The following is a 21,174-nucleotide window of genomic DNA, read 5'->3' on the forward strand; positions in this document are numbered from 1 at the left end:
ACGGTGGTGATGTCCTTACGTGGGAGGGGCCACGCCAGTTTAGACGGGCGCGGAGCCGGGATCGATCGGACCCCGCGCCTCCTCGGCTCCCCCGTCGTCGGCGACGGCGAGCTCGGCCGCGCAGGCCTCCGCCGCCACCCAGGCGAGCATGCCGCACTTGACGCGCATGACGAACTTCGAGACGCCGTGGAAGGCGACGGCGTCGCCGAGGACCTCGTCGTCGGGTTCGCCGGCCCCGCGCGATCGCATCATCGAGCGGTACTCGTCGACGAGGAGGCGGAGCTCGGGCAGCGTGCGCCCCGGCGCCAGCTCGCTGAGGACCGACGCGGACGCCATCGAGATCGAGCAGCCGGCGCCCTGCCAGGCGAATCCGTCGATGCGGCCCGACGCCTCGTCGACCGAGAGGCGCACCGTGATCTCGTCGCCGCACGTGGGGTTCCGCTCGAAGTGCTCGGCCTGGGCGCCGGGCAGCTCGCCGTCGCCGTGCCGGCGCTTCGCGTGGTCGAGGATGACCTGCTGGTAGAGCGAGTCGAGGGAGGCGCTCATCGGCTCGCCCCGTCGGCGCCGAAGTAGGCGCGGACCCGCGCCACCCCGTCGAGGAGCCGGTCGACCTCGGCGTCGGTGGTGAAGAGGTAGGTGCTGGCCCGGGTCGTCGCGGTGACACCGAGACGACGATGGAGGGGCTGCGCGCAGTGATGCCCGACCCGGACGGCGATGCCCTCGGCGTCGAGGTACTGCCCCACGTCGTGAGCGTGGACGCCATCGACGACGAAGCTGGCCAGACCCGAACGGGCGACGCCGGAGGGCGGACCGACGACGCGCACCCCGGGGATCCCCTCGAGACCCGCGACCAGGCGCTCGGCGAGCTCCTCCTCGTGGATCCGGATGCGATCGAGGCCCACCGCCTCGAGGTAGCGGACGGCCTCGGCCAGCGCGACCGCCTGCGACACCGGCTGCGTACCAGCCTCGAAGCGCTGCGGCGACGGCAGGTACTCGGCTCCCTCGAGCGTGACGGTGGTGATCATGGATCCCCCGGTCTTGAAGGGGGGCAGGGCGTCGAGCAGCTCGGCGCGGCCGTAGAGCACGCCGATGCCGGTCGGACCGAGCATCTTGTGACCGGAGAAGGCGGCGAAGTCGACCCCGAGGCCGCGGAGGTCGAGGGGGCGATGGGGCGCCGACTGGCACGCGTCGAGGACGACGAGGGCGCCGACGGCGTGCGCGGCCCCGACGAGGCGTCCGACCTCGGCGATCTGACCGGTCACGTTCGACACGTGCGCGAAGGCGACGATGCGGGTCCGCTCGCCGATCACGGCGAGGGCGTCGTCGGTCGCCCAGACGCCGTCGTCGTCCACCGGGACGAACCGCAGGACGGCGCCGGTCGTGGCCGCGAGCTCCTGCCAGGGGACCAGGTTCGCGTGATGCTCCGCCTCGGTCAGCACGATCTCGTCGCCGGGTCGCAGGGCGAACCGGCGGGCGGGCACTCCTCCGCGGCCACGGGTCGCGTTGGCGAAGCCGTAGGCGACGAGGTTGAGCGCGTCGGTCGCGTTCGCCGTCCAGACGATCTCGTCGACGTCGGCTCCGACGAAGTCCGCGACGGTCGCGCGGGCGTCCTCGAACGCCTCGGTGGCCAGACCGGCGAGCGTGTGCGCGCCGCGGTGGACCGCCGAGTTGATCGTCTCGAGGTAGGCCCGCTCGGCGTCGAGCACGCTGGCCGGTCGCTGTGCCGTCGCGCCGGAGTCGAGATAGGCCAGCGGGGCGTCGTTCACCGCCTGCCCGAGGATCGCGAAGTCACCCCGGATGCGATCGATCTCGTCGGCCGAGAGCGGCTCACGGCTCTCCGGGCCTCCGGTATGCGAGGGGTCGACGGACGAGGGCCGGCGGGGGTCTGTCGGAGTCTGGGTCACGGTGTCCTTTCCCGTCGATCGTAACGAGCATCGCCGACGGCACCTCGACGCAACGACCGAGGAGCCCGTGGTGTTCCCGGCCGGCCCCGCATGACGCCGTGTGACGGGCTGCCCCGGTCCGGTGGCGCAGCCGCACGCCCGAGGGCCAGCATGAGGGCATGAGCCACGACCGCATCGAGACGACCCACGCCGGCAGCCTGCCCCGCACGCCCGAGCTGATCGCCGCCAACGACGCCCGCGCCTTCGGGCCGGACGGCTTCACCCTCGAACGCAGCCCGGAGTTCGACGACCTGCTGACGGCGGCCGTCGTCGACCTCGTGCGACGCCAGCGCGAGCTCGGCATCACGATCGTCGGCGACGGCGAGTACGGCAAGGCCATGACGAGCGCCGTCGACTACGGCGCCTGGTGGTCGTACTCGTTCCAGCGCGTCGGCGGACTCTCGCTGACCGGCTCCGACATCTTCAGTCAGCAGCCCGTCCGATCCGGGCCCGGAGACGTCCGGCTGACGTCCTTCCCCGACCGGCGCGACTGGCAGCGCTTCCACGACGCCTACACCGACCCGACGTCGGGGATCGGCACCGGCTCGGGGGCGACCCCGTTCCCGAGCACCACCGGCCCCCTCGAGTACGTCGGTCACGCCGCCATCGCCTCCGACATCGCGAATCTGCGGGCCGGTCTCGCGGAGGCGGACGCCTCGTCGGCCTTCATCACCGCGCTCTCGCCGGGCAGCGGGGCGCGCATCGCGAACGACCACTACGCGACCGACGAGGAGCACATCTGGGCCTGGGCCGACGCCCTCCGCGAGGAGTACCTCGCGATCACCGACGCCGGACTGATCGTCCAGATCGACGATCCGTCCATCGCCGAGAACTGGGACCAGATCAACCCCGAGCCCGGCATCGACGACTACCGGGCCTTCACGCGCATCCGGGTCGAGGCCCTGAACCACGCGCTCAGGGGCATCCCGCCCGAGCAGGTGCGCTTCCACCTCTGCTGGGGCTCGTGGCACGGACCGCACACGACCGACATCGAGTTCCGCCACATCGTCGACCTGATGCTCGAGATCGACGCGGGCTCGTACTCGTTCGAGGCGGCCAACGTCCGTCACGAGCACGAGTGGCGGATCTGGCGCGACGTCGAGCTGCCCGCCGGCAAGACCATCGCCCCGGGCGTGGTGAGTCACGCGACGAACGTCGTCGAGCACCCGGAACTCGTGGCCGACCGCATCGAGGCCTTCGCCTCGGTGGTCGGACCGGACCGGGTCATCGCCTCCACGGACTGCGGACTCGGCGGACGGATCCACCCGCAGATCGCCGTCGCGAAGCTCGCCTCGCTGGGCGAGGGCGCCCGGATCGCCTCGCACCGTCTCTTCGGCTGAGCGGCACGACCCGCGCCTCCTGCGGTCACGGGGCCGAGGAGGCGCGGGTCGTCGTGGCCGGGTGCGTCCCGTCAGTCGTCGAGGGGCTTCAGAACGCGCCGGAGGAACTGCTGCGTGCGAGCCTCGCGCGGCCGGCTCAGCACGTCGGCGGGTCGTCCCCGCTCGACGACGACGCCGGCGTCCATGAAGACGAGCTCGTCGGCGACGCGACGGGCGAACTCGAGCTCGTGCGTGACGACGATCATCGTCCACCCCTCGTCGGCGAGCTCCTTCACGACCGTGAGCACGTCGCCGACCAGCTCGGGGTCGAGGGCCGAGGTGGGTTCGTCGAAGAGCAGCAGCTCCGGTCGGAGGGCCAGGGCCCGGACGATCCCGACGCGCTGCTGCTGGCCACCGGAGAGCTCGGACGGGTAGGCGTCCGTCTTGTCGGCGAGACCCACCCGCGCGAGGAGCGACTCGGCCTCGACCCGTGCCTCCTCGGGGTCCCGTCCCTGGACGCGGACGGGGCCCTCGACGACGTTCTGCAGCACGGTCAGATGCGGGAACAGGTTGAAGTGCTGGAAGACCATCGACGAGCGGTCACGGAGAGCCGTGAGGTCGCGTCTGCCGACCTTCGCGCCGAAGTCGACGGCCCGGCCGTCGGACAGGGTGACCGTGCCCGCGTCGGGGACCTCGAGGCTGTTGAGCGACCGCAGCACCGTCGTCTTGCCCGAGCCCGACGGGCCGATGATCGCGACGACCCGCCCACGGCGGACCTCGAGGTCGATCCCCCGCAGCACCTCGTTCGCGCCGAAGGCCTTGCGCAGCCCGCGGACGATCAGCACCGGGGCATCGGCGCCGGAAGGATCTGCGGGAGGTCTGACGTCAGCGGGCAACGTGGCGGTCCAATCTCTTCTCGAGGGCGTCCTGCCCGAACGACAGGATGAGGCAGATGACCCAGTAGACCAGGGCCGCCTCGAGGTAGATCAGGAGGAACTCGTTCGAGACCGTGGCGATCTGCTGGGCCTGACGGAACAGCTCGGTGACCAGGATGACGCTCGCGAGCGAGGTGTCCTTCACCAGGCTGATGAAGGTGTTCGACAGCGGGGGCACCGACACGCGGGCCGCCTGCGGCAGGATGATCCGCCGCAGAGCGAGCCCTCGGGACATGCCGATCGTGTGAGCGGCCTCCCACTGCCCCTTGGGCACCGACAGGATGGCCGCCCGGATGACCTCGGCCGCGTACCCGCCCACGTTCAGCGAGAACGCGATGATGGCGCTCGGCCACGGGTCGAGCCGGATCCCCAGCGACGGCAGACCGTAGAACACCACGAACAGCTGGACCAGCAGCGGCGTGCCCCGGATCACCGAGGTGTAGAACCGCGCGATGCCCGCCAGCCAGCTCTGACCGGAGAGGCGCATCAACGCGATCGTGATCGCGATGACGAGCCCGAGGGCCATCGAGATGAACGCCAGCGGGATCGACGCGACGAGCGCCCCCGACACGATCGGCCAGAGCGACCGCCCGAAGAGGTCGAGGGAGGACTGCACGGCTACTCGCTGACGTCCTGGCCGAAGTACCGGTCGGAGATCTCGGCCAGCGTGCCGTCGGCCTTCAGCTCGGCCAGGGCCTCGTCGATCGCCTCGACGAGGTCGTCGCTGCCCTTCGTGGTGACCAGGGCGGAACGGGAGACGTCGTCGGTGGTCGCGGCGATCTTGATGCCGGCGGCGCGGTCGGGGTTCGTCTTCACGTAGTCGAGGAACGTCAGCTCGTCGTTGACCGTGGCGTCGATGCGGCCCTGCTCGAGGAGCGCGACGGACTGGGCCCAGCCCTCGACGACCTGCACGTCGGCCCCCGCGTCCTTCGCCGTCGTGTAGAAGTTGCTCGACTGCGACTGCGCGGTCGTCTTGCCCGCGAGGTCGGCGAGCGAGGTGATGTCGGTGTCGTCGGCGGCCGTGATCACGGCGCCGCGGCTGACCGTGTACGGCGTCGAGAAGTCGTAGCTGACCTCGCGCTCGTCGGTGATCGAGATCTGGTTGGCGACGATGTCGAAGCGCCCGGCGTCGAGACCGGCGAGGAGCGCGTCGAACTGGGTCTCCTCGAAGGTCGGGGTGAGGTCGAGCTTCTCGGCGACGGCCGTCGCGACGTCGACGTCGTAGCCGGTGAGCGCGCCCGAGCCGCCCTCGTGGTACGTGAAGGGCTGATAGGTGCCCTCGGTGCCGATGACGAGCTCGCCCGAGTCCCGGATGTCGCTGAGGCTCTTCGCCGCGCTGGTGTCGGCGGTCGAGTCGCCGGTCTGCGTGACCACCCCGTCGGTGGAGGCCGGCGCGCAGGCGGTGAGCGCCAGGGCGGCTGCGGCGACGACGCCGAGGGCGGAGAGACGGCGGACGGTGCGGGGGGCGGTGATCTTCACGGGAATCCTTCACTGCGACTCGGGGGTCGGACGAGCCATCCGACACTAACGCCGCAGGCGTCGGCGTGATTCCCGATGACCCGGGATGACGTGCGAGGCGGCCGCCGGCGGCTCAGCGGCGGGACAGCGCGGCCTCGACCGACGGGGCGCCGTCGAGTCGGATGTGCCGATGGGCGACGCGATCGGCCGACACCGCAACGGCGCTGAGCGACAGCGACGAGAAGAGGCGTCCGTCGACGAGATCCGACCGGATGAGCGCATCGTCGTCGTCGGGGGCGAGGCGGCTGCTCTCGCGGAGCAGATCGAGCCAGGGCCCCCAGGCGCCCTCGCCCTCGCCCGCTGAGCCGAGGGGCCCGGCAGGAGGCGCGACATCGCGGAATCGCGGCAGCCAGCGGTCGACGCGCGGCACCGAGCGGTCGTCGGGCGCTGCATGCGTCAGCACGTGCACCCCGGGGGCGAGACGGGTGGTCGTCGTGATCGAGCCGTCCCATGTGGAGTGCGTCGCGCCTCCTCGATCGGCGGTCAGCAGGTTGAAGGTGCGCGTGCGCTGCGGACCGACGGGGAGCACGCCGTCGGCCGCGGCCCGCAACGGCAGCGAGCCCCGGGTCGCCCAGCCGCCCTCCGGCACGGGCGGCTCCTCGTGCCGGTTGAGCACGACGCTCGCGCGACTCGGATCGTCCGCGACGGCCAGCCAGGCCCCACCGGCCTCGCGGTCGTGCACCCCGGTCACCCGGTCGCCGAGCTCGGGCCACCAGGCCCCGGGCTCGTCCCACGGGCGGTCCGGTGACTCGTCGCGCAGCCCGAAGAGGACCACCGGCCACTCGGCGTCGGGCGCGATCGAGACGACGACGGTGCACATGGGTCCTCCGGGCGACGGCACCCGGCGGCTGGTGGACGGGCGGACGATCAGGCGAGCGGTCACGAGATGCGGCATCGTGGCAGTGCAACGCTACCGATCCCGCCCCGGATCGGCCGACCGTCCGCATCGATCGACAGGCACCCCGTGACGCACGACTCCTCCCCGCACTCCCCCGCCGACACGACCGACCCCGCGCGGCGACTCACGATCGTCGTCGGGATCTCGGGCGGGATCGCCGCGTACAAGGCCGTCGGGGTCGTGCGGGGGTTCGTCGTGCAGGGGCACGACGTCCACGTCGTCCCGACCGAGGCGGCCCTCCGCTTCGTCGGCGCGCCGACCCTCGAGGCGATCAGCCGCAACCCGGTGCACACCTCGGTCTTCGACGACGTGGCGCAGGTGCGGCACGTCGCTCTCGGGCAGCAGGCCGATCTGATCGTCGTCGCCCCCGCGACCGCGCACACGCTCGCCAAGATCGCGCACGGCCTGTCGGACGACCTGCTGGGCACCACCATCCTCGCGAGCACCGCGCCGCTGGTCGTCGCACCCGCCATGCACACCGAGATGTGGCGGAACCCCGCGACGGTCGCGAACACCGAGCTCCTCCGCAGCCGCGGCGTCACGGTGGTCGGACCCGCGGACGGCCCGCTCACGGGCGGCGACTCGGGGCCGGGTCGTCTCAGCGAGCCCGACGAGATCGTGGCGGCCGCGCTCGCGGTCGCGAGCCGCACCTCCTCGACCGCCCACGACCCCGCCGAGGAGGCGCGGGTCGACGACCTCGCGGGGCTCCGGCTGGTCGTGTCCGCCGGAGGCACCCGCGAGCCCCTCGACCCCGTCCGCTTCATCGGCAACCGGTCCACGGGAAAGCAGGGCGCTGCGATCGCCCTGGCCGCCGCCCGCCGGGGAGCGACGGTGACCGTCGTCGCCGCCGAGCTCGACGGCGCGGTGCTGCGCACGATCGCGGCCGTGCCGGGCATCCGCGTGCTGCCCGTCTCGACCGCTCTCGAGCTCGAGACGGCGATGCGCGGCGAGGCCGCCGCCAACGACGTGGTCGTCATGACGGCCGCCGTGGCCGACTACCGGCCCGCGGAGGTGTCGGCGGGAAAGATCAAGAAGGACGACACGGGCGATGAGATGGTCGTCCGTCTGGTCCGCAACCCCGACGTGCTGGCCGGGCTCGTCGCGGACCGCGGCGTGGACCAGACCGTCGTCGGCTTCGCCGCCGAGACGACGGACGACCGCGACGAGCTCGTCGCACTCGGGCGCACGAAGCAGCGGCGGAAGGGCGCGGACCTGCTCGTGCTGAACTCGGTCGGGTGGTCGGCGGGATTCGGCAGCGACGACACGGCGGTGGTCGTCATCGATCGGGACGGGACCGAGGTCGCCGAAGCACGCGGGTCGAAGCACGAGGTGGCCGACGCTCTGCTCACCGCGGTGGCCGCTCTCCGGGCGGTCTGAGGGGCCGCCCGGCCGACGGACCCCTCGACCGGGATGTCCTCGTCGGCCCCTCCGACGAGTCGGCCGGGGAATGACGAAAGCCCCGGCGCGTGCCGGGGCTTTCTCGGTGTGAGCGATACTGGGATCGAACCAGCGACCTCTTCCGTGTCAGGGAAGCGCGCTACCGCTGCGCCAATCGCTCAAACTTTTTCACTTGGAACTGCATCGATTGTAGACCTGGGTCTGCAACGATTGGAGGTGGAGACGGGATTTGAACCCGCGTGAACGGCTTTGCAGGCCGGTGCCTCGCCTCTCGGCCACTCCACCATACGAGTAGCCCCCAAAGGGAGGCCACCAGTCGGTGGACCACCCTCTGGTGAGCTTGACACTCGAGCGGATGACGAGATTCGAACTCGCGACCCTCACCTTGGCAAGGTGATGCGCTACCACTGCGCCACATCCGCATTTCGCTTTGCATTTCTGCGTGCAAAAGAACAATACCCACACCCCGGACCAGAAACCAAATCGAGTCAACCTCGTGTCTTGCGAGACCCGATCGGCCGGCACCGCGCCTCCTCGACCGCCCTGTCGAATGGCGTTCGAGCCTGCTCATGCACTAGCATCGACGAGTCCCGCAGGGGCGATTGGCGCAGTTGGTAGCGCGCTTCCTTCACACGGAAGAGGTCATCGGTTCGAGTCCGGTATCGCCCACACGACAGTCGAGAGAGCCCCGGTCAACCGGGGCTCTTCCGTTTCTCCGGGCCTGCGTCTCCGTCTCCAGGGGCCTCCGCGGCATCGATCCCGACGTCTCCCTCGTGGGTCGCGGCTTCGCGCAGCCCTCTCTCGTCAGCGTCGAGACGCCGTCCGGTGGAATCGCTCGACGAGCACCTCGAGGTAGTCGACGGACGGGGCCCCCAGGGTGTCGAGATCGGCCGCGCACGCGACGAACGAGACCTCGTCGAATTCCGGGTCGGACTCACGCCGCACGACGGCCGCATGCCCCTCGCGGATCACCTCCGCCGGCAGAGCGGGGGCGAGGAAGAAGAACCCGAGGTTCAGGTCGGCGCGCCGGACGACCGCCCACAGGTCGAGGTCGCCGGGTTCGGCCGTGACTCCGGCCTCCTCGGCGAGTTCGGTCGCGGCATGGGCCCGCAGGCTGTCCAGGGTCACGCCTCCGCCGCCTTCCGTCGGCTCCAGACCGCCCCCGGGGAACTGGACGAGACCCGGGCTCGACGTCGTCGCCGACATGCGCCCGACGAGCAGACGGCCGTCCGTCGTCGGCTGCACGACGCAGACGAAGATCGACGACAGGGCGGGGGCGCCCGGGATCGTCCGCACGGCGCGATAGCGGTACGTCGCCCGGGACCAGCTCACCTCGAGCGTTGCGGCGCCCGGGCGGACGTCTCGGCAGAGGACGACGGGGCCGTCGAACAGGAACGGATCCCGCCGCACCGCGGCGTCCCACGCATCGTCGATCGCGACCAGCATCTCGCGAGGCACGACCGGCCCCGGCATCTCGTCGAAGCGGACGTCGACGCCGTCGAGCACCACGACGCCAGGACCGAGCTCACGGGGATGCATGCCTCGACTCTCGCATGCGCGGACCTCAACCGCATCGAGCCGGAGCGGCGACGCAGGCGACTCGTCTGCCGGACGGGGAACGGCCCCGGTCCGAGGACCGGGGCCGTTCCGTCGATCGGCGTCGACTACTGGCGCGAGTTCTCCAGCACGTAGCCCTCCTCGCCGTGGATGGCGAGGTCGATGCCGGCGACCTCGTCCTCGTTCTTGACGCGGAACCCGATGGTCTTCTCGATGACGAAGCCGATCAGGTAGGCCAGGACGAACGAGTAGACCATGACGGCCAGCGCCGAGACGGCCTGGATGCCGAGCTGGTCGAGGGAGCCCGAGAAGATGAGTCCGCTGCCGTTGGCGAAGAAGCCGAGGTAGAGGGTTCCGATCAGACCGCCGACGAGGTGGATGCCGACGACGTCGAGCGAGTCGTCGAACCCGAGCTTGAACTTCAGGTCGATCGCCAGGGCGCAGACAGCACCCGCGACGACGCCCAGCACCATGGCCCAGAACGGCGTCAGGGCGGCGCAGGCGGGCGTGATGGCGACCAGGCCGGCGACGGCACCCGAGGCGGCGCCGATCGACGTCGCCTTGCCGTCCTTGAGCTTCTCGACCACGAGCCACCCGAGGATGGCGGCGGCCGGGGCGGCGATCGTGTTCAGGAAGGCGAGGGCGGCGACGCCGTCGGCGGCGAGCTCCGAGCCGGCGTTGAAGCCGAACCAGCCGAACCACAGCAGACCCGCGCCGAGGAGCACGAAGGGCGGGTTGTGGGGCTTGTCGGCGCCCTTGGCGAAGCCGACGCGCTTGCCGAGCACGAGGGCGAGGGCGAGGGCCGCTGCACCGGCGTTGATGTGGACCGCCGTGCCTCCGGCGAAGTCGATCACGCCCATGCTGGCGATCCAGCCGCCGTCGACCACCGAGCCGTCCTCGCCGAGGGTGAAGTTGAAGACCCAGCTCGCGACGGGGAAGTAGACGATGGTCGCCCAGACGCCGGCGAAGATCATCCACGCGCCGAACTTGGCGCGGTCGGCGATGGCGCCCGAGATGAGGGCGACGGTGATGATGGCGAACGTCGCCTGGAACGCCGCGAAGGCGATGGTCGGGTAGGCGCCGGCCGGGTCCTGGCTGTCGACGAACAGCGAGTTGAGGCTGAACATCGAGGGGTCGAAGCCGAAGACGCCGTCCCAGCCGATGTAGGTGTCGGTGCCGGCGGGCCCCTCGGGGCCGTTCGAGAAGGCGATCGAGTAGCCGAACAGGACCCAGAGCACGGCGATGAGGCCCATGGCCCCGAAGCTCAGCATCATCATGCTGATGACGCTCTTGGCCTTGACCAGGCCGCCGTAGAAGAACGCCAGGCCGGGGGTCATGAGCAGCACTAGTGCTGCTGTGATCAGCATGAAGGCGGTATTGCCTTGATCCATCTGTGAGTCACCTCTCGATTCGGGAGCCAGGGGCAACGGTCGGCCGCCCGACCGTGAGGACTCACGGGCTGTGGGGGCGGGACCGGGGTGCGGCTCTCAGTGTCGTGGGGTGAGGTTTCGTTACGTGTGCATCGATGTTTCGGGAATGTAACGCGATTCGGGCCCGTGTAAACAACGTGTTTCGGATCGAAGCGGATCCGGTCGGAGGCCGGCGCCTCTCGCACGGAGCACGGTCGGCGGCGCCTCAGAGCGACGTCAGGGCGACGAGTCGCGAGACGGCCCTGAGGTACTTCTTGCGGTACCCGCCGGCGAGCATCTCGTCGCCGAAGACGGAGTCCAGCGGCGTCCCGGAGGCCACGACCCGCACCTGGCCGTCGTAGAGACGATCCACGAAGGCGACGAATCGGAGGGCGTCCGTCTGGCTGGTGAGCGGTGCGACGTCGCGGAGCCCGACGGCGTCGACGCCGGCCACGAGCTTGACGTACCGGCTCGGGTGGACGGTCGACAGATGTGCCACGACGGCGCCGAAGTCGTCGATGGACACGTGCCCCCGGGTGGCGGACAGGGCGGCGTCCACGTCGTCGACCACGGAGGCCGTCGCCTCCACCTCGCGCCGGCGGTAGTCGTTCCCGTCGATGCGCAGGGTGCGGAACCGATCCGAGAGCCCCTGGATCTCGCGGAGGAAGTCCGCGGCCGCGAAGCGCCCCTCCCCCAGGGCGTTCGGAGGGGTGTTCGACGTGGCGGCGATGCGGGTGCCGTCGTCGGCGAGATCACCGAGGAGACGCGTCATCATCATCGTGTCCCCCGGGTCGTCGAGCTCGAACTCGTCGATGCACACGAGCGAGGCCCCCTTCAGCTGGGCCGCGGCGCCCGCGTAGCCCACGGCCCCGACGAGGGCGGTGTACTCGATGAAGGTGCCGAAGTAGCGTCGACCCGCGCTGCGGTTGTAGAGCGCCGCGAGCAGATGCGTCTTGCCGACGCCGAAGCCGCCGTCGAGATAGAGGCCCGGCAGCACGACGGAGGCCTCGGCGCGCCTCCTGAAGAGCCCCCGTCGAGCCCCGGGGGCCGGAGCCTCGTCGAAGGTGCGGACGGCCTCGACCGCCTCGGCCTGCGACGGGAAGTCGTCGTCGGGTCGGTAGTTCTCGAGCGACGCGTCGGCGAACTGCCGCGGAGGCACGAGCTCGGTCACGATCTCGGCTCCCGTGATCGAGGGGGTGCGGTCGACGAGCGAGACGGCGCTCGCGGCGGGATCGGGTGACATCGGGACGGCCTCGGGGTCGATCGGGGGCGGAGCACGGAGACGCCCGGCGTCCGCCCGGCGATGTGTGGAAGAGTCTCTGGGGTTCCCGAGCGAGGCCGCGACACGGTGCGTAGCCTCGACGGGGTGGTGCTGACGCGAGTTTAGTGCGCACCCGCAACCCGAACACCCGCCGCTCCCGCGGCCCTCCGCCTCGGCGGAGCGACTCACCCGGAGGTAAGCCCATGGTCGTCGAGCACGACACGTCCGCCCGTTTCAGCGAGTACGCCCACCCTGAACGACTGGTGAGCACCGACTGGCTGGCGGAGCACCTCGACTCCCCCGGTCTCGTCGTCGTCGAGTCCGACGAGGACGTCCTCCTCTACGAGACGGGGCACATCCCCGGCTCCGTCAAGATCGACTGGCACCTCGACCTCAACGACCCCGTCCACCGCGACTACATCGACGGCGAGGGCTTCGCCCGTCTCATGTCGTCGAAGGGCATCTCGCGCGACACGACCATCGTCGTGTACGGCGACAAGAACAACTGGTGGGCGGCGTACGCCCTCTGGGTGTTCTCGCTGTTCGGACACGACGACGTCCGACTGCTCGACGGCGGCCGGGCCGCCTGGGAGGCCGAGGGCCGCGAGTACACGACCGAGGCACCCGAGCCCGAGCCGACCGACTACCCCGTCGTCGAGCGCGACGACACCGTCATCCGCGCCTACAAGGACGACGTGCTCGCCCACCTGGGCAAGCCCCTCATCGACGTGCGCTCCCCCGAGGAGTACTCGGGCGAGCGCACCACCGCTCCGGCCTACCCCGACGAGGGCGCCCTGCGAGCCGGGCACATCCCGTCCGCGGCGAACGTCCCCTGGGGCCGGGCCGCGGCGGACGACGGGCGATTCCGGTCCGCCGCCGAGCTCGACGCGATCTACCGCGACGGCGCCGGCCTCGCGACCGGCGACGAGGTCGTCGCCTACTGCCGCATCGGCGAGCGGTCGAGCCACACCTGGTTCGTCCTGCATCACCTAATGGGCTTCGAGAACGTCCGGAACTACGACGGCTCGTGGACCGAATGGGGCAGCGCCGTCCGCGTCCCGATCGTTCGGGGCAGCGAGCCCGGAGAGGTCCCCTCCCGGTGACGGCCGCCGCGCTGCCCGCCTCCCTCGTCGAGATCCGCGAGGAGTTCCGGGCCCTCGAGGTGCGGGACCGACTGCAGCTGCTCCTCGAGTTCTCGAACGAGCTGCCCGACCTGCCCGCCCGGTACGCCGACCACCCCGACCTCCTCGAGCGCGTCGTCGAGTGCCAGTCCCCGGTGTACCTGTTCGTCGAGGTCGTCGACGGCCGGGTGCACCTGCACGCCACCGCGCCGCGCGAGGCTCCGACGACCCGCGGATTCGCGTCGATCCTCGCGCAGGGCCTCGACGGACTCACCGTCGAGGAGGTCCTCGACGCCGTGCCCGACGACTACCCGCAGACGATCGGGCTGACCGAGGCCGTCAGCCCGTTGCGCATCCGGGGCATGACGGCCCTGCTGGCCCGCGCCAAACGGCAGATCCGCGACAGGGTCGCCTCCGCGTGACCCTCCGCGTGCTGCACACGACCGAGCGGGCCTCCGCGACCGGTCTCGAGCTCGACATCGAGCACGAGGGCACGCCGGCTCGCCTGCGCGAGCTGTACGCGCCTCCCGCGGACGTGTGGACCCGGCTCAACCTGATCACGGCCGTCAGCGGCGACGCGGCGGGGTCGGACGGCACGTCCGAGACGCTCAGCAACCCGACCGATCGCATGATCCTCGCCGCCGTCCGCGCCGTGGCCGACGGCGTCGTGGTCGGCGCGGCCAGCGTGCGGGCCGAGGGGTACCGCGTGCCGAAGACGTCGCGACTCGTGGTGGTCACCGCGTCGGGCGACCTGTCGGGTCACCGCATGGACCCGGCCGCCGCCGAGCGGGTCGTCGTGGTCTGCCCCGAGGCCGCCGTCCCCGAGGTCCGTCGGACCCTCGGCGACGAGGTCGCCGGGGCTGCGACCGTCCTGACCTGCGCCGACGACGATCGGCGGCTCGAGCCCGCGGCCGTGCTCGACCGCCTCCACGAGCACGGGCTGCTGTCGCTCGTCTGCGAGGGAGGTCCGTCGCTCGCGGGTCAGCTCCTGCACGACGGCCTGGTCGACGAGCTGTGCCTCTCGACCTCCCCCGTGGTCATCGGCAGCGGGCTCCCGGTCTTCGGCCGTGAGCGCTTCGACCCCTCGGTCCTGACGCTCAGTCAGCTGCTGATGGACGAGCAGAGCGCCCTCTACGCCCGCTGGCTCGTGGAAGACGGGCCAGCCACTCGTCGATGACCCGGTCGAAGCGCTCGGGATCGAGGTTGTAGAGCTTGGTGTGCCGAGCGGTGTCGAACACCTCGAGTCGGACGATGTCGGGCCGGGCCGCGGCGAGGGCGTGCGACGCGGTCGACGGCACGAAGCCGTCGTCGTCGCTGTGCAGCAGCAGCACCGGGACGTCGAGCGCAGGGGCCCTCGCGACGAGGTCGAGCCGGTCGAGATCGATCGGTCGCCGACGTCCGCTCAGCCTCGAGAGCACCGGGGACTGCAGGAGGCGCAGCACCAGTCGCTGGACGGCCCCCGGAACGTGCATGGCCGCTCCCTGGAATCGGAGGGTGGTCCGCCAGTCGACGACCGGCGACTCGAGCACGACCCCGTCGACGTGGTGCGCCAGCGCCGATCGGGTCAGCGCCTGGAGGACGACGGCCCCGCCCATCGACCAGCCCATCAGCACGAGCGACGTCGCGCCGTGGTCGAGCGCGTACGCCATGGCCGACTCCACGTCGGCCCACTCGTCGTCCCCGAGGGCGTAGCGCCCGTCCGCCGAGCGGGGCGCCTCGCCGTCGTTCCGGTACGACACGAGGAGGGCGCTGTGGCCGTTCCGACGGAACACCGGCACCGAGCGGATCGTCTCGGCGCGGGTGACCCCGCGACCGTGCACGCCGATCATCCACGGGCCCGCCGTCCCTCCCTCGGCCGGAACCAGCCAGGCGGGGGCCGGGCCGATCTCGGTGACGACCCGCACCTCCTCGGCGTCCAGCCCGGCCTCGCCGGGGTCGGACCAGAGCCATCCGCCGAGCCGACCCGATCGCGCCCGGCCGAGATCCCCGGCGGTCACCTGCTCGACCCGTCTCGTGACGACGCGACCGTCGTCGCTCAGGAGGTCCGAGAGCCGCGCGTGACCGGTCCCGCCGTCGAACCAGAGGCTGTACCGACCGGGGAGGCGCGAGTCGGCCGTCGACGTCAGGGCGACCGTGCCCGCTTCCGGGTCGTGACCGAGGATGCGCAGGTCGTCACGTCGACGGCGCTCGGGCGTGACGATCCTCCGCATGGCGGAGACGACGCCACCGGCGACGGCGAGGACGGAGAGGCCGACGGTCGAAGCCGCGACCACGGCGACGACGGTCAGCGCGGAGGAGGACCCGGCGGCGGACGACCGCCGGATCGCGGGACGGGAGGACGCTCGGCTGGTCACGACGGACTCCGGACACTCGAGGCGGGCACGGGCCGACCGGCTCGGACGGACGACGCCCGTCGTGCGGCCCGACGCGGCGTGCCGCCATCCTGACGGTCAGCTCGGAGCCTAGTCTGCACACGTGTCCGACAATCCCCCGACTCCGTCGCCGGCGCCCGCGTTCCTCGCAGCGGTCGACGCCGTGCGCCGAGCCGCGTCTCGGGACGACCTCGCCGTCGTCGAGATCCCCGCCCCGGGCGGTCTGGCCCCCGGCTCGCTGGCCCTGGCCGGCGACGTGGTCGGCGCCAGCGGCCGTGCCGACCCCGCCCTGGGCACCGGACGCTTCACCCTCCTCCACGACGCCTCCGAACCCGAGGCCTGGGGAGGTCCGTTCCGGGTGGTCTGCTTCGCGCAGGCGCCGCTCGAGACCGACCTCGCCCTCGACCCGTTCGTCGCCGACGTCGCCTGGTCGTGGCTCGTCGACTCGCTCGACGTGCGCGGCGCCTCGTACGACTCGGCGTCGGGCACGGCCACGAAGGTCCTCTCGACCGGGTACGGCGAGCTCGCGCGCCACGGCGACGGCGCCCTGCTCGAGCTGCGCGCCTCGTGGAGCCCCACCAGCACCGACCTCGGCCCCCACATCGAGGCCTGGGGCGAACTGATCTGCACGCTCGCGGGACTGCCGCCGACGGTCGAGGGCGTCACGCTCCTCGCCTCGCGTCGTGTGGGTCGGGACTGAACCAGAAGGACGATCATGAACACCGCCGCATCAGAACCCCGTCGCGACGACGCCTCCGCGGCGTCCGAGCCCGTGGTGTCCGTCTCGCCCACCGTGCTGACCACGGCGGACGACCTGCACGGACGCGTCGACGTCATCGCGGACCGCGACGGCTACCTCGCCGCCGTCGAGGCGATCCGCGCCGGGAGCGGACCGGTCTCGATCGACGCCGAGCGCGCCTCCGGATTCCGCTACTCGCAGCGGGCGTACCTCATCCAGGTCTTCCGCCGCGGAGCGGGCGTGTTCCTCTTCGATCCCCCCGCCATCGGCTCCTTCGCCGAACTGCAGGAGGTGATCGGCCACGAGGAGTGGGTGCTGCACGCCGCCAGCCAGGATCTCGCGTGCCTCCGCGAGGTCGGACTCGATCCCCAGACGGTCTTCGACACCGAGCTCGGCGCCCGCATAGCCGGACTGCCCAAGGTCGGTCTCGGGGCCGTCGTCGAGCAGCTCCTCGGCGTGCACCTCGCGAAGGAGCATTCCGCCGCCGACTGGTCGACCAGGCCCCTCCCCCAGAGCTGGCTCGTCTACGCCGCCCTCGACGTCGAACTGCTCGTCGACCTCCGCGACGCCATGGAGGCGCGGCTCGTCGACGCCGGCAAGCTCGAGATCGCCCGACAGGAGTTCGCCGCCACGGTGGCCCGCGAGGCCAAGCCGCCGAAGGCCGAGCCCTGGCGTCGGCTGACCGGTCTGCACACGGTGCGGGGCGCTCGAGGACTCGCCGTCGCGCGCGAGCTGTGGTCGGCCCGCGACGAGTACGCCCGCGAGATCGACACGGCCCCGGGACGCCTCGTCCCGGACTCGTCGCTCGTGGCCGCGACCAAGGCCATGCCTGCCGACAAGCGCGCCCTCGCCTCGCTCCGCGAGTTCGTGGGGCGGGCGAGCCGCAGCGAGCTGGACCGCTGGTGGGCCGCCATCGAACGCGGCCTCGCCACCGGCGATCTGCCCTCGACGCGCGGTCCGGCCGGCGAGACCCTGCCCCCGCCCCGCAGCTGGGCCGACAAGAACCCGATGGCCGACGCGCGCTACCGGTTCGCCCGACCCCGCGTCGCCGAGATCGCGGACTCGCTCGACATGCCGGTCGAGAACCTCCTCACGCCCGAGCACCTCAGACGACTCGCCTGGGAGCCCCCGATCCCGTTCGAGACCGAGGCCGTCGCCACCGCTCTGGCGGGCCTCGGAGCGCGACCCTGGCAGATCGACGCCGTCGCCGGCGTGCTCGCCGACGCGTTTGTCGACGCCCACCAAGAGCCCGAGGACGGCGACGCCCCGGCTTCGTAGACTTCCGCGAAGGATTCTCCGCCGCACAGGTGCCATCCCTAGGCTCACGGCAGATCCGAGCACTGGAGGCACTGTGGCCGAGAGAACAGAAGTCGTCTTCGTCGACGGGGTACGCACCCCGTTCGGGCGGGCCGGCGACAAAGGCATGTACTGGAAGACCCGGGCCGACGACCTCGTCGTCAAGGCGATGAAGGGGCTGCTCGAGCGGAACCCGTCGCTGCCCCTCGACCGCGTCGACGACGTCGCCATCGCGGCGACGACGCAGCAGGGCGACCAGGGGCTCACCCTCGGTAGGACCACGGCCCTCCTGGCGGGTCTGCCGAAGTCCGTTCCCGGGTTCGCCATCGACCGCATGTGCGCGGGCGCGATGACCAGCGTGACGACGTTGGCCGGCGGCATCGCCTTCGGCGCCTACGACGTCGCCATCGCCGGCGGCGTCGAGCACATGGGCCGCCACCCGATGGGCTTCGACGCCGACCCGAACCCGAGGTTCCTGGCCGAGAAGCTCGTCAGCGGCGAAGCGCTCAACATGGGCAACACGGCCGAGCGCATCCACGACCGGTTCCCGCAGCTGACGAAGGAGCGGTCCGACCGCTACGCCATGCGCTCGCAGCAGAAGGTGGCCGCGGCCTACGAGGCCGGGCATCTGCAGCCCGACCTCGTGCCCGTCGCCATCGCGACCGACGAGGGCTGGGGGCTCGCCACACGCGACGAGGCGCCCCGCCCGGAGACGACCCTCGAGGGCCTCGCCTCTCTGCGGACCCCCTTCCGACCGCACGGCCGCGTGACGGCCGGCAACTCGTCGGGTCTGAACGACGGAGCGACCGTCAGTCTGCTCGCGTCGCAGCAGGCCGCCGACGAACTGGGCCTGGCCGCGAAGATGCGTCTCGTCAGCTTCGCCTACGCCGGAGTCGACCCCGAGATCATGGGCATCGGGCCCGTCCCCTCGACCGAGAAGGCCCTCCGCAAGGCAGGGCTCGACATCGACGACATCGGACTCTTCGAGCTCAACGAGGCCTTCGCCGTGCAGGTGCTGTCTCTGCTCGACCACTTCGGCATCGACGACGACGACCCCCGCGTCAACCCCTGGGGAGGCGCCATCGCCGTCGGTCACCCCCTCGCCTCGAGCGGGGTCCGCCTGATGATCCAGCTCGCCCGACAGTTCGAGCAGCGACCCGACGTGCGCTACGGCCTCACCGCCATGTGCGTCGGCCTCGGCCAGGGCGGCAGCGTCATCTGGGAGAACCCGCACTACTCGCGAAAGGGGGCCCGAGCATGACGACGGCGCTCGAGACCCTGAAGGCCCTCTCCGCGGACGAGGTCGTGACGCATTCGCACGTCCGCGACGTGCCGCTGCCCTCCGGCGGCGTGCTCGCCCTCGTCACTCTCGACAACGGACGCGACCACACCCGGCCGAGCACTCTGGGGCCCGCGACCCTCGCCGAGTACGGCGAGACCCTCGACTCCCTGCGAGCCCGCGCCTCCCGAGGCGAGATCGACGCCATCGCCGTCACCGGCAAGCCGTACTTCCTGGCCGCCGGCGCGGACCTCAGCAAGGTCGGCCAGATCCCGAGCCGCGACGTCGGCCTCGAGCTCGCCCGCCAGGGGCACGCGGTCCTGGGCAAGCTGCACGAGGCCGGCGTGCCGACCTTCGTCTTCGTCAACGGCCTCGCCCTGGGCGGCGGGGTCGAGATCGCCCTCCACGCCGACTACCGCACGGTCGACTCGTCGGCCGCGGCCATCGCGCTGCCCGAGGTGTTCCTCGGACTCATCCCGGGTTGGGGCGGGGCCTGGCTGCTGCCCAACCTCATCGGCATCGAGAACGCCCTCCGGGTCATCGTCGAGAACCCCCTGAAGAACAACCGGACGCTGAAACCCGCGCAGGCGCTCGAGCTGGGCATCGTCGACGCGATGTTCGGCCCCGCGTCGTTCCTCGAGGAGAGCATCCGCTGGGCCGACGGCGTCGTCACGGGCCGGATCGCCGTCAAGCGGCCGAACACGCCCGGGCGCATCGAGCGCGCCGTCAAATGGGACGCCGCCGTCGGCATCGCCCGCAAGTCGCTCCAGTCGAAGATCGGCACCGTGGCGGCCTCGCCCTACGCCGCACTCGATCTGCTCAAGGCCGCGAAGAACACCGATCGTGCGACGGGCTTCGCCGCCGAGGACGAGGCGCTGGCCGATCTGGTCTCCGGCGACCAGTTCCCCGCCAGCATGTACGCCTTCGATCTGGTGCAGAAGCGCGCGAAGCGCCCCGCGGGTGCCCCCTCTCCCGACCTCGCACGGGCGATCGGCAAGGTCGGGGTCGTGGGAGCGGGGCTGATGGCGAGTCAGTTCGCGCTGCTGTTCGTGCGGCGGCTCCGAGTGCCCGTCGTCATCACCGACCTCGACCAGGGACGCGTCGATGCCGGTGTGGCCCGCATCAGAGCCGAGATCGTCCAACTCGCCGAGAAGAGCCGCATCTCGGCCGACGAGTCCAACCGGCTGGAGGCGCTGGTCACCGGGACGACCGACCTCGCCGACTTCGCCGACTGCGACTGGGTCATCGAGGCCGTCTTCGAGGAGCTCGAGATCAAGCAGAAGGTGTTCGCCGACGTGGAGGCCGTGGTCTCCGAGACGGCCATTCTGGCGACCAACACATCGTCGCTCGGCGTCGCGGCGATCGGTTCGGGGCTCGCCCACCCCGAGCGGCTCGTCGGGTTCCACTTCTTCAATCCCGTGGCGGTCATGCCCCTGATCGAGGTCGTGAAGACCGCTCGAACCGACGAAGCGACCCTGAGCACCGCCATGGTGACGGCGAAGAACCTCCGCAAGAACGCTGTCATCACCGCCGACACGCCCGGCTTCGTCGTCAACCGCATCCTCGCCAAGGTCCTGGGCGAGGCCATGCACGCGGTCGAGACCGGCACCCCGTTCGAGGTCGTCGATCGCTCCATCGATCCGTTCGGCCTCCCCATGACGCCCTTCGAGCTGCTCGAACTCGTCGGTCTGACCGTGGGCGCGCACGTCCTAGACACCCACCATGCGGCCTTCCCCGAGCGATTCCACGCGAGCGAGGCGCTCCATCGGCTCGCCGATCACGGACGGATCTTCGATCGCGACTCGAAGGGACGCCGCCAGGGGTTCGACAAGAAGGCCGTCGCCCTCGTCGCGGGACAGGGCACGCCTCTCACCGCCGACGAGCTCCGTGTCCGGATCGAAGACGGCCTCGCGGATGAGGTCGGTCGCATGCTCGACGACGGAGTCGTCTCCGCGGCTGAGGACATCGATCTGTGCCTCATCCTCGGCGCGGGCTACCCGTTCCAGATGGGCGGGCTCACTCCGTATCTGGATCGCGTCGGGGCCTCCGAACGCGTCCGCGGCACGACCTTCCACACCCCGGCGATCCGAGGCGTGAACGCCTGATCCGCGTCGACCGACGGGGACGGC

General features: G+C 71.4%; 19 protein-coding genes and 4 tRNA genes. 10 read left to right on the forward strand and 13 right to left on the reverse strand.

All coding sequences use genetic code 11. The annotated features are described in order from the left end of the window. Positions 1-39: 39 nt before the first annotated feature. The gene (gene sufU / locus ASF89_RS08190; RefSeq protein ID WP_082489883.1) at positions 40-546 is read right to left on the reverse strand and encodes a Fe-S cluster assembly sulfur transfer protein SufU; all 507 of its coding nucleotides are present in this window, start codon (positions 544-546) and stop codon (positions 40-42) included. Next, positions 543-1,808, reverse strand: a complete 1,266-nt coding sequence (locus ASF89_RS08195; protein WP_055814822.1) for an aminotransferase class V-fold PLP-dependent enzyme — start codon at positions 1,806-1,808, stop codon at positions 543-545. Before ASF89_RS08195 ends, sufU begins: the two co-directional genes overlap by 4 nt. A 254-nt stretch (positions 1,809-2,062) precedes the next feature. Here ASF89_RS08195 and ASF89_RS08200 point away from each other — a divergent pair, with 254 nt between their 5' ends. Continuing rightward, positions 2,063-3,283, forward strand: coding sequence for a cobalamin-independent methionine synthase II family protein (locus ASF89_RS08200; protein WP_055813709.1), 1,221 nt, complete (start codon positions 2,063-2,065; stop codon positions 3,281-3,283). A gap of 71 nt (positions 3,284-3,354) precedes the next feature. Here ASF89_RS08200 and ASF89_RS08205 read toward each other — a convergent pair whose 3' ends face one another. From ASF89_RS08205 to ASF89_RS08220, 4 genes are all read right to left on the reverse strand, one after another. Then, positions 3,355-4,107 carry an amino acid ABC transporter ATP-binding protein gene (locus ASF89_RS08205; protein WP_156357338.1) on the reverse strand — a complete coding sequence of 251 codons (753 nt, stop codon included), beginning with the start codon at positions 4,105-4,107 and terminating at the stop codon, positions 3,355-3,357. A 40-nt stretch (positions 4,108-4,147) separates the two neighbouring features. Next, positions 4,148-4,813, reverse strand: coding sequence for an amino acid ABC transporter permease (locus tag ASF89_RS08210; protein WP_055797242.1), 666 nt, complete (start codon positions 4,811-4,813; stop codon positions 4,148-4,150). A 2-nt stretch (positions 4,814-4,815) separates the two neighbouring features. Then, the gene (locus ASF89_RS08215) at positions 4,816-5,670 is read right to left on the reverse strand and encodes an amino acid ABC transporter substrate-binding protein (RefSeq protein WP_055814825.1); all 855 of its coding nucleotides are present in this window, start codon (positions 5,668-5,670) and stop codon (positions 4,816-4,818) included. Between the two features lie 118 nt (positions 5,671-5,788). Then, complete coding sequence (locus tag ASF89_RS08220; RefSeq protein ID WP_162236416.1) at positions 5,789-6,535, reverse strand: NRDE family protein; 747 nt, start codon at positions 6,533-6,535, stop codon at positions 5,789-5,791. Between the two features lie 144 nt (positions 6,536-6,679). Between ASF89_RS08220 and coaBC the strand changes: the two genes are divergently transcribed. Beyond that, positions 6,680-7,990 (forward strand): bifunctional phosphopantothenoylcysteine decarboxylase/phosphopantothenate--cysteine ligase CoaBC, encoded by a 1,311-nt coding sequence (gene coaBC / locus ASF89_RS08225; RefSeq protein ID WP_055813711.1) that lies wholly within the window; start codon positions 6,680-6,682, stop codon positions 7,988-7,990. A 109-nt stretch (positions 7,991-8,099) separates the two neighbouring features. Here the strand turns inward: coaBC and ASF89_RS08230 are convergent. The 3 genes from ASF89_RS08230 to ASF89_RS08240 all read right to left on the reverse strand — a co-directional run bounded on the left by ASF89_RS08230 (position 8,100) and on the right by ASF89_RS08240 (position 8,433). Then, positions 8,100-8,171 (reverse strand) — tRNA-Val (locus ASF89_RS08230). Between the two features lie 51 nt (positions 8,172-8,222). Beyond that, a tRNA-Cys gene (locus ASF89_RS08235) sits at positions 8,223-8,296 on the reverse strand. Between the two features lie 65 nt (positions 8,297-8,361). Then, a tRNA-Gly gene (locus ASF89_RS08240) sits at positions 8,362-8,433 on the reverse strand. Positions 8,434-8,607: 174 nt separating this feature from the next. Here ASF89_RS08240 and ASF89_RS08245 point away from each other — a divergent pair. Continuing rightward, positions 8,608-8,680, forward strand: a tRNA-Val gene (locus tag ASF89_RS08245). A gap of 135 nt (positions 8,681-8,815) precedes the next feature. Here the strand turns inward: ASF89_RS08245 and ASF89_RS08250 are convergent. From ASF89_RS08250 to zapE, 3 genes are all read right to left on the reverse strand, one after another. Next, the gene (locus tag ASF89_RS08250) at positions 8,816-9,550 is read right to left on the reverse strand and encodes an NUDIX hydrolase (RefSeq protein WP_055813714.1); all 735 of its coding nucleotides are present in this window, start codon (positions 9,548-9,550) and stop codon (positions 8,816-8,818) included. A gap of 125 nt (positions 9,551-9,675) precedes the next feature. Further along, the gene (locus tag ASF89_RS08255; RefSeq protein ID WP_055797230.1) at positions 9,676-10,959 is read right to left on the reverse strand and encodes an ammonium transporter; all 1,284 of its coding nucleotides are present in this window, start codon (positions 10,957-10,959) and stop codon (positions 9,676-9,678) included. A gap of 244 nt (positions 10,960-11,203) precedes the next feature. Beyond that, complete coding sequence (gene zapE, locus ASF89_RS08260) at positions 11,204-12,220, reverse strand: cell division protein ZapE (protein ID WP_055813717.1); 1,017 nt, start codon at positions 12,218-12,220, stop codon at positions 11,204-11,206. A 221-nt stretch (positions 12,221-12,441) separates the two neighbouring features. Here zapE and ASF89_RS08265 point away from each other — a divergent pair, with 221 nt between their 5' ends. Genes ASF89_RS08265 through ASF89_RS08275 form a run of 3 tightly spaced genes read left to right on the forward strand, consistent with a single transcriptional unit; the run spans position 12,442 to position 14,536 of the window. Continuing rightward, entirely contained in the window at positions 12,442-13,341 is a 900-nt protein-coding gene (locus ASF89_RS08265; protein ID WP_055813719.1) for a sulfurtransferase, read from the forward strand. Next, positions 13,338-13,781, forward strand: a complete 444-nt coding sequence (locus ASF89_RS08270) for a SufE family protein (protein ID WP_055797221.1) — start codon at positions 13,338-13,340, stop codon at positions 13,779-13,781. Before ASF89_RS08265 ends, ASF89_RS08270 begins: the two co-directional genes overlap by 4 nt. Next, entirely contained in the window at positions 13,778-14,536 is a 759-nt protein-coding gene (locus tag ASF89_RS08275; RefSeq protein ID WP_055813722.1) for a dihydrofolate reductase family protein, read from the forward strand. The genes ASF89_RS08270 and ASF89_RS08275 overlap by 4 nt, the downstream gene beginning before the upstream one ends. On the opposite strand, the gene ASF89_RS08280 is transcribed toward ASF89_RS08275, so the two are convergent. Further along, positions 14,457-15,713, reverse strand: a complete 1,257-nt coding sequence (locus ASF89_RS08280) for a S9 family peptidase (protein WP_235476423.1) — start codon at positions 15,711-15,713, stop codon at positions 14,457-14,459. The two genes, ASF89_RS08275 and ASF89_RS08280, sit on opposite strands and share 80 nt — an antisense overlap. A 121-nt stretch (positions 15,714-15,834) precedes the next feature. Here ASF89_RS08280 and ASF89_RS08285 point away from each other — a divergent pair, with 121 nt between their 5' ends. From ASF89_RS08285 to ASF89_RS08300, 4 genes are all read left to right on the forward strand, one after another. Continuing rightward, positions 15,835-16,431: a DUF3000 domain-containing protein gene (locus ASF89_RS08285; protein WP_055813725.1), complete on the forward strand. Its 597-nt coding sequence runs from the start codon at positions 15,835-15,837 to the stop codon at positions 16,429-16,431. Between the two features lie 15 nt (positions 16,432-16,446). Further along, positions 16,447-17,748 (forward strand): HRDC domain-containing protein, encoded by a 1,302-nt coding sequence (locus tag ASF89_RS08290; RefSeq protein WP_082475134.1) that lies wholly within the window; start codon positions 16,447-16,449, stop codon positions 17,746-17,748. Between the two features lie 73 nt (positions 17,749-17,821). Further along, entirely contained in the window at positions 17,822-19,027 is a 1,206-nt protein-coding gene (locus ASF89_RS08295) for a thiolase family protein (RefSeq protein WP_055813727.1), read from the forward strand. Then, on the forward strand, positions 19,024-21,150 hold the full coding sequence (locus ASF89_RS08300) for a 3-hydroxyacyl-CoA dehydrogenase NAD-binding domain-containing protein (protein ID WP_055813730.1): 2,127 nt from the start codon (positions 19,024-19,026) through the stop codon (positions 21,148-21,150). The genes ASF89_RS08295 and ASF89_RS08300 overlap by 4 nt, the downstream gene beginning before the upstream one ends. Positions 21,151-21,174: the final 24 nt, after the last annotated feature.

This window comes from Frigoribacterium sp. Leaf172 (genome assembly GCF_001424285.1).
GTDB lineage: Bacteria > Actinomycetota > Actinomycetes > Actinomycetales > Microbacteriaceae > Frigoribacterium.